The organism is Sporanaerobacter sp. (genome assembly GCF_047830725.1).
Classification (GTDB): Bacteria; Bacillota; Clostridia; order Tissierellales; family Sporanaerobacteraceae; genus Sporanaerobacter.
In genome coordinates this window covers 152,502-166,692 of sequence record NZ_CP181252.1, presented here as the reverse complement: position 1 = coordinate 166,692, position 14,191 = coordinate 152,502, and the positions used below count along the sequence as shown (strand labels likewise).

At 31.6% G+C, this 14,191-nt stretch carries 11 protein-coding genes; all 11 read left to right on the top strand.

All coding sequences use genetic code 11. The annotated features are described in order from the left end of the window. Positions 1 to 10: 10 nt before the first annotated feature. The 11 genes from ACFWUA_RS00850 (at position 11) to ACFWUA_RS00800 (ending at position 14,185) form a co-directional block, all read left to right on the top strand. Entirely contained in the window at positions 11 to 1,864 is a 1,854-nt protein-coding gene (locus ACFWUA_RS00850; RefSeq protein ID WP_416198290.1) for a sigma-54 interaction domain-containing protein, read from the top strand. Between the two features lie 295 nt (positions 1,865 to 2,159). Beyond that, entirely contained in the window at positions 2,160 to 4,013 is a 1,854-nt protein-coding gene (locus tag ACFWUA_RS00845; protein WP_416198289.1) for a peptide ABC transporter substrate-binding protein, read from the top strand. A gap of 112 nt (positions 4,014 to 4,125) precedes the next feature. Next, a complete protein-coding gene (locus tag ACFWUA_RS00840; protein WP_416198288.1) occupies positions 4,126 to 5,070 on the top strand; it encodes an ABC transporter permease in 945 nt (314 codons plus the stop codon). Next, positions 5,070 to 6,038, top strand: coding sequence for an ABC transporter permease (locus ACFWUA_RS00835; protein WP_416198287.1), 969 nt, complete (start codon positions 5,070 to 5,072; stop codon positions 6,036 to 6,038). Before ACFWUA_RS00840 ends, ACFWUA_RS00835 begins: the two co-directional genes overlap by 1 nt. Positions 6,039 to 6,050: 12 nt before the next feature. Continuing rightward, a complete protein-coding gene (locus ACFWUA_RS00830; protein ID WP_416198286.1) occupies positions 6,051 to 7,100 on the top strand; it encodes an ABC transporter ATP-binding protein in 1,050 nt (349 codons plus the stop codon). After that, complete coding sequence (locus ACFWUA_RS00825; protein ID WP_416198285.1) at positions 7,093 to 8,037, top strand: ATP-binding cassette domain-containing protein; 945 nt, start codon at positions 7,093 to 7,095, stop codon at positions 8,035 to 8,037. The genes ACFWUA_RS00830 and ACFWUA_RS00825 overlap by 8 nt, the downstream gene beginning before the upstream one ends. A gap of 12 nt (positions 8,038 to 8,049) precedes the next feature. Beyond that, entirely contained in the window at positions 8,050 to 8,862 is an 813-nt protein-coding gene (locus ACFWUA_RS00820; protein WP_416198284.1) for a C40 family peptidase, read from the top strand. A gap of 136 nt (positions 8,863 to 8,998) precedes the next feature. Further along, a complete protein-coding gene (locus tag ACFWUA_RS00815; protein WP_416199155.1) occupies positions 8,999 to 9,418 on the top strand; it encodes a DUF523 domain-containing protein in 420 nt (139 codons plus the stop codon). 26 nt (positions 9,419 to 9,444) lie between these two features. After that, complete coding sequence (locus ACFWUA_RS00810) at positions 9,445 to 10,113, top strand: hypothetical protein (RefSeq protein ID WP_416198283.1); 669 nt, start codon at positions 9,445 to 9,447, stop codon at positions 10,111 to 10,113. Between the two features lie 12 nt (positions 10,114 to 10,125). After that, entirely contained in the window at positions 10,126 to 11,037 is a 912-nt protein-coding gene (locus ACFWUA_RS00805) for an ROK family protein (RefSeq protein WP_416198282.1), read from the top strand. Positions 11,038 to 11,047: 10 nt separating this feature from the next. Beyond that, the gene (locus ACFWUA_RS00800) at positions 11,048 to 14,185 is read left to right on the top strand and encodes a PD-(D/E)XK nuclease family protein (RefSeq protein ID WP_416198281.1); all 3,138 of its coding nucleotides are present in this window, start codon (positions 11,048 to 11,050) and stop codon (positions 14,183 to 14,185) included. The last annotated feature ends 6 nt before the right edge of the window (positions 14,186 to 14,191 follow it).

Sequence of the window (14,191 nt, the reverse complement as noted above, 5' to 3'; positions counted from 1 at the left end):
GGTGAGTCTTATGTTTAATAGTGAAGGCTATTTAGAAATGTTTACTGACATGATGTCTGAAGGGTTTATAGTTATTGACAACAATGGTACTATACAAATCTATAACAATAAAGCCAAAGAAATATTTGGAATTTTAAACAGCCAACAGATAAGCCATTCTAGAGGCAATATTGAAGCTGGTGATATAGTGATCATTGCCGACAATGCGGTAGGAAAAGATGACGGAAATCTTGATGCTGAAACTTTAGAATATTTAGGAATTTATGATAGAAAAATTAAAGAGGGGAATGTGTTAATTGCTGTAGGTGTTTACAAGGATAAAACTATAAAACCTGTATATATCTGCAAAGAAGATAGTGAAGTAAAAGATGTGTTAAAGATGGAAACCAAATTTCTTGATATAGACATTAAAGTTACAATAGATTTTATAAATAAAATTATGACTATTGAAGCAGATAACAAAAAGTATACCATGAATTATATAAATTATATTGGACATCTTGTTATTTTAGATGGAGATACAAAAAAGATGAAGTTTTATCAGGCCCAAGGCTATACAGCTAGAGGAGAGGGTTTAAGAGATATTTTAGATGGTAAGGAATATATGGCTAAAGGAGAAAATTCCGAATATCTTAATGTAATAGGGAAAAATATTTTTGAAATTCATGGAGGAAGTTCAACAATTAAAGAGTTTTGTGAAGTAGCAAAGGGAAAAAATGTAAGCTATGTAGATGAATTCAAAGAAATAAATGGGTTTCCTACTATGTGTACATTGATACCAGTTGATAAAGACAATGAAAGAATTGGTGCAGCATTGAAAGTAGAAGATATTTCTGAAATAAAAAAGGCCATTAGAGAAAGAGATGAGGCACTTTTAAATCTTGAAAAAGCTGAAAAACAATTAGATGAAGAAAAAAAGTTGAAAGAGCTATTTCCTAATATTGTTGGAGAAAGTAGGGAGATGAATTATGTAAAGAAGTTAGCACTTAGGGCTTCTAATACAAATTCTACAGTTCTCATACTTGGAGAAAGCGGTACGGGTAAAACCCTTCTGGCAAAAGCTATTCATGAGAACAGCAATAGAGACAAACCCTTTATTCATGTGAACTGTGGTGCTATACCAGAAACTCTTTTGGAGAGTGAATTGTTTGGATATACAAGGGGAGCATTTACAGGTGCTAGAGTTGATGGAAAGAAAGGCTTTTTTGAAATGGCAAATGGAGGGACTATATTTCTAGATGAAATTGGAGAAATATCTACCAATTTGCAAGTAAAACTATTGCAAGTTCTCCAAGATAAGACTTTTTATAAAGTAGGAGGTCAGGAAAAAATAAAAGTTGATGTAAGGGTTATAGCGGCTTCAAATAGGAATTTAGAGGAAGAAATGCTTAAAGGTAATTTTAGAGAAGATTTATATTATAGAATAAATGTATTTCCAATTTGGATACCACCTTTAAGAGAGAGAAAAGAAGACATTTATTCCTTGGTAGAAATGTTGTTGCCATCAATATGTCAAAAGATTGGCTGTGAGAACAAGACCATATCAGTTGAAGCTTTAAATATGCTTTTAGAGTACGATTGGCCAGGAAATGTAAGGGAATTAGAGAATATATTAGAAAGGGCTATAAATTTATGTGATGGAGGTACAATTTTTTCCAGACATTTAACTTTAAAAATGAACAAAAGTGAAGAATTAGAAAGGGAAGACATAGCACCTCTTAAAGAGTCTGTTGAAAATTTTGAGAAAAAAACTATTGAAAAAGCTATGAAGTTATATAAAGGAGATAAAAAGAAAGCTATGAGTGGATTGGAGATTAGCAAGACTACTTTTTATGAAAAATTGAAAAAATATGGAATAAAATAGTTCGGATAAACGGAAATGGTTCTAATTGTGGGAAAAGTGATAAAGATGTTGTATAATACTTGTATAAATGTTTTCATCAATATCAATAAAAAATTATTACGAAAATGCGGAAAGAGTGTATAATATGGTATATGAACTAGAGATAATTGAATATGATTTTACTTGGCATGTTTTTTGCTAATTAATATGTTTAAAATATTGCAAAATTGTGAAAATTAGAATTTTTCTATTTATTGAAACGTTTTTGTATGCTGAATTATTTCTAATTAATAAAAAATGGAAGGGGGATGTAATTATGTTTAAAAAGAAAAGGCTAACAGCTTTAATGGCTATTTTACTAGTTCTGTCTTTGACTATGACCGCTTGTTCTTCAGGAAATAAAAAAGGTTCAAAAGATGAAAGCGAAGAATATTCAACAGTATATTCGGGAGAAATTACAACATTGAATTATTTGGTTACTTCAACTACATTAGAATTTGCATTGGCAGCTAATTTAGTAGATACTTTGATAGATTATGATGAGTACGGTGTGGTACAGCCTTGTTTGGCAACGGAATGGAATGTATCAGATGACAATTTAGTTTGGACATTTAAATTACGTGAAGGAGTAAAATGGGTAACTCATGATGGAAAAGAGTATGGAGAAGTTACAGCACAGGATTTCGTAGATGCTATGAAATATATACTAAATCCAAGCAATGAGTCACAAACTGCAAATATAGCTTATAGTGTTCTGAAGAATGCTGAGAAATACTATAATGGTGAAATTACTGATTTTGAAGAAGTTGGAGTAAAAGCTGTAGATAAATATACCCTTGAATATACTCTTGAAAAACCTACGCCATATTTCTTATCAATGCTCACATATGTGTGTTTCTTTCCAGTTAATGGACAGTTTTTGGAAGAAGTAGGAGATAAATTTGGTACAGACAATACAAATTTTTTGTACAATGGTGCATATATAATGGAAACATTTGAGCCTCAAACAAGAAGAGTATTAGTTGCAAATGAAAGCTATTGGGATAAAGAAAATGTTCATATTAAAAGATTGAATTATACTTATAACAAGGAAGCTGCAACTTTGTCGCCAGAATTGTTTTTACGTGGTGATATAGATTATACTGATATTCCTTCATCAGTTCTTGATGAGTGGATGAAGGATCCACAAAAGAAGGATATGATTCGCCCAAATAGAACTTCTTTTTATACCTATTTTTATGCATTTAACTTTAATCCGCATTTTGCACCAGAATATGAACCGGAAAATTGGAAAATAGCAGTTAACAATGTGAATTTCCGTAAATCTATATTCCATGCATTAGATAGAAAAGCTGCTATGCTTACTGAAGAACCTTACAATCCAGAAGATAGATTGACAAATACTATAACTCCTAAGAACTTTGTGAATTTAGATGGAGTAGACTATACTCAACTTGGTGGATTAGATAAATTTTCAGACAATGATTCTTTTAATGAAAAATTAGCCCTTGAATATAAGGAAAAGGCCATGGATGAATTGAAGGGAAAGGCTACATTCCCAGTTAAAATTTTGATGCCTTACAATACAAGTTCTTCTGAATGGGCAAATCGTGCTCAAGTCATAGAGCAACAACTTGAAAATTTATTAGGTACAGACTATATTGATGTAATTATAGAACCACATCCACCTACAGGATTTTTAGATGAAACAAGACGTGCTGGCAATTATGCACTAGAAGAGTGCAACTGGGGGCCAGACTATGCAGACCCAGAAACATATACAGATCCATTTACTCCAGATAGTAATTACAATTGGCCGCATTTGGCAGAAGGGTATAAAGAATCTAATGGCAAGAATATCTATGAAAATATGGTCGATAAGGCAAAAGCAGAAGTACTTGATATTGAGAAACGTTACAATTTATTTGCTGAGGCTGAAGCCTTTTTTATAGATCAAGCTTTTGTCATCCCTTATGCAGTAGGTGGAGGCGGCTATTCAGCTTCTAAATTGAATCCATTTGAATCTCCATATTCTCCATTTGGTGTTGCTGGAGAAAGATTTAAAGGGCAGAGAATCATGTCTAAACCTATGAATACAGATGAATATCATAAGGCATTGGAGAAATGGGAAAAAGAACGTGCCGAAGCACTAAAGAAAGCAGCGCAATAAAATATATATTTAAAAATATATTAAAGTCAGTTGAAGGACTATTTTTAAATAGTCCTTCAATTTTAAGCGAAAATAAGGGAATTATTTATGGCTAAAAGGGGAGGTTTAAAATATGTTAAAGTATTCATTGAAAAGATTATTGCAATCATTACTTACACTAATAATCGTAATAACTTTAGTTTTTCTTCTCATGCGCCTAATGCCTGAAGAAGGATATTTTGGAGATAACTATGAAAAACTTGATGAGTCACAAAGAGAAGCTATATTGACTAGCATGGGACTTAGGGATCCAATGCATGTACAGCTTAAAAACTTTTACAAATCTATAATATCTGGAGATTTAGGAACTTCTATAACCTATAGACCTAAAGTGCCTGTAGCTGATATTATAAAAACTAAAATTCCTTATTCATTGTGTTTTGGATTGGTTGCTATGGCATTGTCACTGGTATTTGGAATTACATTAGGTATAGCTATGGCACGAAGTAAAAGTAAATTTTGGGATAAATTTGGAACTGCATATATTGTCATTATAAATGCTGTTCCAGCAGCGGTATATTATTTATTTATTCAATTGTACTGTTCAAATGTTCTTAAACTTCCAATATTGTTTAGCCCAAGTCAACCTAGTAGTTGGATTTTGCCGGCTATTTCTATGTCTCTTGGTAGTTCAGCATCTTATGCAATGTGGATGAGACGATATATGGTGGATGAGTTGAATAAAGATTATGTGAAACTTGCAAGAGCTAAAGGACTTAAAGATAAAAAAACTATGAGAAAACATGTTTTGAGAAATGCTTTCGTTCCTATGTCTCAATATTTGCCAGCGTCTTTGCTGTATACTATAGCAGGTTCTATATATATAGAATCTTTATATTCAATACCAGGTATGGGAGGATTGCTTGTAGATGCTATTCAGAGACAGGACAATCCTTTGGTTCAGGCACTAGTTCTTATTTATTCATCAATTGGCATAATAGGACTTTTTTTAGGAGATATTCTTATGGCTTCACTGGATCCACGTATAAAACTAGATAGAAAGGGAGGCGCTAGATAATGACTAATGCAAAGATCAATAAATTAGGCGATGAAATAAATGAATCATTGTTTACTTTTGCAGAATATGATGAATCTCAAGCAGAACGTACAGGATATTCAAATTATTCATATTGGCGCTCCACGTTTCAAATGTTTAGAAGAAATAAAGTTGCAATGTTTTTTCTTGTGCTCATGATAGTTCTTGTTGTATTCACTATTATTCAACCATATTTGCCAAATCAAAAATCTCCTACTAAAATATATATTGATGAAAAGACAAATATGCAGCTTATAAATAACCCACCAGATTCAGAGTTTTGGTTTGGAACCAATTCTATTGGTCAGGATTTATGGTCTCGTATATGGAGTGGTACACGTACTTCTCTTTTAATTGGTTTCTTAGTTGGACTGTGTGAAGCTGTAATTGGTATCACTGTAGGGGCATTGTGGGGATATGTAAAAAAACTTGATGCAGTGATTACTGAAATATACAATGTTTTGGACAATATACCAACTACTATCATACAAGTTCTTTTAACTTATATCATGCGTCCTAGTATAGGTACTTTGATTTTTGCCATGTGTATAACTGGATGGTTAAGTATGGCACGTTTTGTACGTAATCAAATAGTCATTATAAGAGATAGAGAGTACAATTTGGCTTCTAGATGTCTTGGGACTCCAACTAGAAGAATTATAACCAAGAATTTACTTCCTTATTTAGTTTCTGTCATTATGCTTAGAATGGCATTAGCTATTCCTGCGGCAATAGGCTCTGAAGTTTTTCTAACTTATATTGGTCTTGGATTGCCTGTAAGTATCCCATCTTTGGGAAATTTAGTTAATGAAGGCAGAGTAGTCATGATGGCTCCATCATTGCGTTATCAGTTGATATTTCCAGCAATAGTTCTTTCTTTGGTCACAATATCTTTTTATGTAATAGGAAATGCTTTTGCAGATGCTGCTGATCCAAGGACTCATATTTAGGGGGTGGAAAGCATGGCGGATAAGAAAAAAATACTGTCAGTTAAGGATTTAGTAGTGAAATTTGAATTAAGAGGAAGAGTTTTAACTGCTATAAGGGAGGCTTCCTTGGATCTATATGAAGGGGAGAGCCTTGCAATAGTTGGAGAATCTGGTTCAGGAAAATCTGTTTTCACCAAAACCTTTATGGGGCTTCTTGATGGAAATGGATGGATTGATTCTGGAAGTATAATATATAATGGTGAAGATTTGGCCCAATATAAAACAGAAAATGATTGGATAAAAATTAGAGGCAGGGAAATTGCCATGGTTTTTCAAGAACCTATGACTTCATTGAATCCACTGATGACTATTGGAAGTCAAATTGAAGAAGCGGTAATACTCCATAGAGGACTTAAGGGAGAGGAAGCTAAAAAACTTGTAATTGATATTTTAAATGATGTGGGGATAGCTGAACCTGAAAAGAGATATCATCAGTATCCTCATGAGTTTTCTGGAGGTATGAGACAAAGAGTTGTCATAGCTATTGCAATAGCATGTAATCCTAGAATACTTATTTGTGATGAACCAACTACGGCATTGGATGTGACTATACAGGCTCAAATTCTTCAACTTTTAAGGAGTTTAAAGGAAAAATACAATTTAACTATAATATATATCACTCATGATTTAGGAGTAGTAGCTAATGTAGCTGATAGAATAGCTGTTATGTATGCAGGTGATATCATTGAGATAGGAACTTGTGAAGAAATTTTTTATGATCCAAGACATCCATATACATGGGCTTTGCTTTCTTCTCTTCCACAGCTTGGAGTTAAAGGAGAAAAACTACATTCTATAAAAGGCACTCCGCCAAATTTATTCAATGAAATACGAGGCGATGCTTTTGCCCCTAGAAATCCAAGGGCACTTAAAATAGATTTTGTAGAAAGACCACCATATTTTTCTGTAAGTCCTACTCACAAGGCGAAAACTTGGTTGTTAGATCCACGTGCACCAAAGGTAGAACCACCTGAATCCATAAAAAAATTGCGTTCACAATGGAGGATGAGTGAAAATGAATGACAAACAAAGGGAAGTTTTATTGGAGACAAAAAATCTGCGTGTGGAATTTGGAAATAGGAAAAAGAAAAAATTTGTAGCAGTGGATGATGTAAGTTTTCATATTTATAAGGGAGAAACTTTTGGACTTGTTGGCGAGTCTGGTTCAGGGAAAACTACTATTGGTAGGGCTATCATGCGAATAAATGAAGTGGCTGGTGGAGAAATATTTTTTAAAGGGCAAAGGATAAGTGGAAAGATTAGCAAGGATTTAGATAGAGAATTGACAAGAAAAATTCAGATGATATTTCAGGACCCTATGGCTTCTTTGAACGAAAGGGCTAAAGTTGATTATATAGTATCCGAGGGCTTATATAATATAAAGAATTATAGTAGTGAGGAAGAAAGAGAAGAAAAAGTTTGTAAAGCCCTTTTAGATGTAGGACTGCTTCCAGAATTTGCAGATCGTTTTCCTCATGAGTTTTCAGGAGGGCAAAGGCAGAGAATAGGCATTGCAAGAACTTTAGTCATGGAGCCAGAATTTATCATTGCTGATGAGCCAATATCTGCATTAGATGTATCTATTCGTGCTCAAGTTTTGAATTTATTATCTGAACTTCAAAAGAAAAAAGGATTAACTTATTTGTTTATCACTCATGATTTATCTGTTGCAAGATTTATAACTGATAGGATAGCTGTCATTCGAAAGGGGAAAATAGTAGAACTTGCAGATACAGAAAAATTATTTGAGCATCCTTATCATCCATATACTAGAGCATTGTTGTCAGCTATCCCATTGCCTGATCCAATACGTGAAAAAAAGAAAGTATTGGAGGTATATGATCCTAGATGCCATGACTATACAAATGATCCTCCTAAATGGGTAGAAATAGAACCGGAACATTTTGTATTGGCAAATGAGAAGGAAGTGGAAGAATATAGATCTAGAAGTAGAGCATAGGGAGGAAACGATATGGAAAATTATGCTATTATAAAAGCGACTATAGGATATTTAAAACAAGAACCAAAGTTTACAGGGGAGGCGGCAGATGAAGCACTTTTTGGAATGATAGTTAAATTGCTCGAAAGGTCTTCTGATGAATGGTACTATATTGAAACGAACTATAATTATAGAGGATATATTCATGAAAGCCAAATTGAGATTTGTGGTGAGGATACTCTCAAATGGGATAGAGAAGCAAATCATACTATAAATTTTGGTATAGTAGATGTTTTAAAGGAACCTAAATTTCAAAGTTATCCTATATTTCAGCTCACAAGAGCAGCGGTAGTCAAATTGTCTGGAAGAGTAAGTGAAAACTGGGCTGAAATACTTTTCCCAGCTGGGAATAGCGGATGGATAAGAAAAGATTTTATAATGAATAGGATTAGACCGGAAGATAGACTATCTGAAGAAGTTTTGAGAGAAAATGTAGTTAAAACTGCTTTGTCTTATTTGGGAACTCAATATAGATGGGGAGGAAAATCACCATTAGGCATAGATTGTTCTGGATTATGTTCAATTTCTTATTTGATGAATGGTGTCATCATATATAGAGATGCAAAACTTAAGGAAGAATTCAATATGAGAAGTATAAGTAGAGAAGAAATGAAACCTGGAGACTTAATGTATTGGCCTGGACATGTGGCTATGTATATAGGAAATGATAAATATATTCACTCTACAGGAGCATCAAGTGGAGTTGTGATAAATAGTTTGAATCCTAAGGATATAGATTATAGAGAGGATTTAGCGAATATAAGTGAAATAGGAACAGTTTTTTAGATTTGCCCTGGCCTTGCTAGGGTAAAATTTTTTATGTAGAAACTAAAGCATAATAGAAGCTATTGCTATAATGTAATGTATAAAACATTTTCCAGGAACAATATTTAAATAGAGGTGATAATATTGTATATTGTTAGTGCTTGTCTTGCTGGAATATAAATGTAGATATGATGGAAAAGACAACAGAAATGAAAAAATAATTCAACTTGTCAAAGAAGGAAAAGCAATACCAGTGTGCCCAGAAGTATTTGGAGGCCTTCCTATTCCTAGAGTGCCTTGTGAAATAGTGTTAGATGATGAGAAAAATATAAAAGTTATAAATAAAGAGGGAGTAGATTGTACTGAAAATTTCAAAGAAGGAGCTAAAAAGACTTTAGCTATAGCTGAAATATTAGGAGCTGATGTTGCGATACTTAAGTCCAAAAGTCCTTCTTGCGGTTGTGGTAAAATATATGATGGTACTTTTAGTGGGAAATTGGTAGAAGGAGATGGAGTGGCTGCAAAATTATTAACTGAAAATGGGATAAAAGTGTATAATGAAGATAATTATAAATAATAAATATTGTAAAGGAGTTGTATACATTGAGCAATAAAAGATTAGAAAAGATGTGTACAGATGAAATATTGTCTTTGGCAGAATTAAAGGAAGACTTATATTTTAAGAAGATACCAGAAGATAAAATAAAATATTATGTATATGAGTCTATGAAAATTGGGGAAGAAGTTGCAAAAAAAATAATTTGCTTAGAATCCAATAAAGATATAAGGGATATATGTGAAGACAAAAAGATAAAGATAGAATTAAAAACTGATGAGTATGATTTTGAAATAATACAAATGAGAGGTAAATATGATGCAGTTGAAAAAAAGATATTGTTATATGACAAATCAATAAAATGGTTGGAAGATGAATTTAAAAAATTGAAAGTGGACAAGATGTTTGACTATGAGAAAATAACACAAATCCATATTGCTCATGAATTGTTTCATTATTTAGAGATTGAAGAAATGGATTATGTATATGATAAATTGGATAAAGCAATAGTATTCAAAATGGGTCCTATAAAAAAGAGTTATCCTATTGTGAAAACTAGTGATATTGCTGCCCATATTTTTTGTAAGAATGTACTTAATTTATCTTTCAATCCTAAAATAATGGATTATTATTATTTAATAGGTAAAGGTTATATTGATTTTGACTATTTAGAAAATTATTTTAGAGAACTAGATGAAACACTAAAATGTAATTAGGGGGCATTTTGTATGAGAAAAGTCATAGGAATTGATTTAGGAGGAACTAAAATCAATGGTGGAATTGTTGATGAAAGCGGAGAAATCATAAAAAAAATTACTATAGAGACAAATATACAAGATGGAAGAAAAGGAGTACTTGATGGAATAAAATATATTGTAAGAGAACTTAAAAATAAGGAGAATATTGAAGCTATAGGCCTTGGAACTCCAGGTTTTATAGATGTTGAAAAGGGAGAAGTTGTATTTCACGGTGGAAATATTCCAGATTGGGCAGGAGTCAATATAAGGGAAGAATTAGCCAGTGAGTTTAAAGATATTCCTACTGTTATTGAAAATGATGCCAATGTAGCTACTATATGTGAGCAGTGGGTAGGTGCAGGGAGAGGTTTGAATAGTTTTGTAATGATTACCTTAGGAACTGGAGTAGGAGGAGGAATTTGGACTAAGGATGAGGGAATTTGGCATGGGAACAATTATCAAGGGGCTGAATTTGGACATTCTATACTTTATCCAAATGGAAGACATTGCAATTGTGGCCAAAGAGGTTGTGCAGAGCAGTATATTTCAGGAAATGGGATAGAGAATTCTTTTTATGAAAAGGCCAATAAAAGGATGAGAGGAATAGATATATTCAAGAATAGTGAATATGATCCTATTTGCAAAATGGTTGTGGAAGAGTTTGCAGATGATTTAGCTATATTTTTGACTACTTTAAAAAACATCTTTGATCCAGAGGGAATTGTAATAGGCGGAGGAGTAATAAATTCTAAAGAATATTGGTGGGATAAAATGACTAGCTCCTATGAAAAAATATGCAACAATTCAAAAGGAACTAAAATATTTCCTGCAAAGTATTTAAATGATTCTGGAATGATTGGAGCCGGAAAATTAGCTTTTGATTATATAAATATGGATTTCTAGGGGGATTTTTATGCCAAATAGAGTTATCTACTATGGACCATTTAACAATGGCAAAAGAGAAGAATTGCTGGAAATATCTAAGACATACTTAAGTGAAAACAAAGGCCATAAATTTTGCTATATATTGCCAAATGGAAAATTGCTTATAAAATATAGAGAGATATTGTTTAAAGACAATCAAGGTGCTTTTGATGTGAATTTATTTACCTTTGATGATATAATAAGCAATTTATTAAAAGATAAACTATATAAAACTATAGATTCAGAATTGAAAGAAGAAATCATTAAAAATATTTTAAGAAAGCTATGTGAAAATGGAGATATTGCATATTATAAAGATGTATCTTTTATGGATGGATTTGTATCAAGTATATCAAATATCATTGGAGAGATGAAAAGGTCTTTGATATCTCCTGAAAAATATTATGAAAATACTCCTTCTGTGCCTTTTTATAGTGAAATAGGTTTGGTTTATGAGAAATATCAAAAATTTTTAGAGGAAAATGAATTAATTGATGTGGAAGAAGGATTTATAAAGGGAATAGAATTACTTAAGAGCAATGGGGATTTTTTTGAGAGTATTGATTTTGTTGTAATAGATGAGTTTTTTGATTTCAGACCTCAAGAGCTGGAAGTTTTTAAAGAAATGTGTAAATATTCAATGGATATCTATGTAAATATACCATATGAGAGGGATAGAGAATTTTCGACTGTGAAGGATACATTGAATATTTTAAAAGAAATGGATTTTGAAATAGTTCATGTAGATAAGAGTGAAAAGAATACTTTTGAAATACTTGGAGATAGGTTATTTACTGAAAATAGCGAATTGTTATCAAAAAATGAGAATATAAAATTGATAAAAACTCCAAATAAGTATTTGGAGTTGAAAAGAATTTCTCAAGAGATAAAATGTTTAAATAAAAAAGGTATTCCATTAAATCGTATGGCAATTGTACTTACTTCTCCCAATGAGTATTTAGATACATTGTATAGGGTTTTTAGAGAAGAAAAGATACCTAGTTCATCAAATGAGGAAATAAGACTTATTGATATTCCATTGGTCAAAGAATTACTCAGTATAATAGATATAAAAATAAACAATTTTGACAAGAAATCCACTATAAATAGAGTCAAAAATAGCTATTTCAATATTTATTTTGATGAGGATAAGGACAAAGTAGAGTTTATTTTGTATAAATTAAATTATAGCCAAATTGAAGAATTGAAGCTTTTCCTTGAAGAAGAAAAGAAAAAGTTTTCAAAGAGAATAGAAAGTGGAGAAGAAGATTTCATAGAAAAATATGAAGAAGTAGTTCATCTTGAAAATTCCATTGAAAAAATTTATATAGAAGGAAGTTCTATTCCTGAATTTACTTCTCCAGAAAAAATAAGTTTATCTATATTAGATATCATTGAAAGCTATAATTTGAGACAGAAAATACTTGACAATTACAAAAAAACGGAAGATTATGATATTTTTTATAGAGACATTTCTGCACTTGCAAGGATTAAAGAAGTTTTCGTGAATATGAGTAGAGATATTTCTATAATATACAAGAAAATTCATTTGAAAGATTTTTATGAAATATTACTTAAATATTTAGAAAAAGAAACTGTAGTTATAAGTTTTGGGAATAGTGAAGGTGTGAATATACTCACTTCTGCAACAACCCAAGGTACAAGCTATGATGTGGTATTTATGACTGGATTGGTTGAAGGAAAGTATCCAAATTTAAAAGGAACTAACTTTTTCTTTAAAGAAGACAATCTCTCTATATTTAAAAATATGGGATTGGACAGGAATAGTTACTATGAAAAATTAGACAAAGAATGTCTACTGTTTGCCATAGGAGTGACTAGATGTAAAAAGATATTGTATTTGAGTTTTCCAGAGAGTTCAATAGGTGATGAGGTAAATATTCCTTCTATGTTTTTAGATGAAGTTTTAAATATTTTTGAGGGAGAGAGGGAAGAAGAAAAAGTTGATGTGATAAAACTAGATATGAACTATATAGTAAAAGAAGATTTTGACGAGATAACTACCGACAGAGAACTTGTAGCTCATCTATTATATAGATACTATAATGGAGAAGATTTAAAGGATTATTTTAGTATGTTAAATAGCCGAAAAGATGGTTTACTGGAAGAAATAAATGAAAAAATAGAGTGTGAAATTTTGAGAAATTCTAAAGAATACAATGAGTATTCGGGATTTATAAATGATGAGAATATAAAAAAAGATTTGATACAAAGGGAGAAAAATAGAATTTGTTCTATAACTTATTTTGAAAACTATGGGAAGTGCCCTTACAAATTTCTTATGGAATATATATTAGAACTAGAAGGAATGGAAAGATTTATGGAAGACTTTTCACCACTTGATAGAGGCAATATCTATCATAGTGTACTCAAAAGTTATTATGAATTTCATAAAAATGATTTTATGGAAGCTACGAAAGGGCTAGGTGAATTTCAAGTGGAAGATACACTAGGTGAAATAGTTGATAGAATAGAAAATATATTAGATAAAAGTGGAATAGATATTGCAGATAAATTGTGGAGACTTCGAATAGATAATATGGCAGATACAATTTTAAAATTAGTTAGAGTGGATTTAGATAGAATGTCTAATTCAAAATACAAAATGTTGCCTTATGAATTTGAAGTAGAATTTGGATTTAAAGAGGATTTTTCAATAGATATTGATGGTGAAAAAATAAGTTTGTTGGGGAAAATAGACAGAATAGATAAATTGATAGATGAGGATAAATATGTACTCTATGACTATAAGACTTCTTCCTATGGAATAAGAAAAATTTCAGATATGATGAATGGGGTTTCATTTCAATTGCCTGTATATATAATGGCTGAAGGAGATAAAAATATCATTGCTGGAGGATATATAAATATATCCAAGGCAGAAGTAAGTATAGAACTATTGAAAGAGGATGAAAAAGCTGTATTTAAGAAGAAAACTGGGAAATACATTTTAAATGATGAAGAGTGGAATGGCTTGATGGAACATATAAAAGGAGAAATGAAAGAATATATTCAGAAGATATATGATGGGGACTTTTCTATAAATCCTAAAGAATGTGATTTGTATTGCCCTTATGGTGAAATTTGTAGATATAGAGGTAGATAGGGGGAA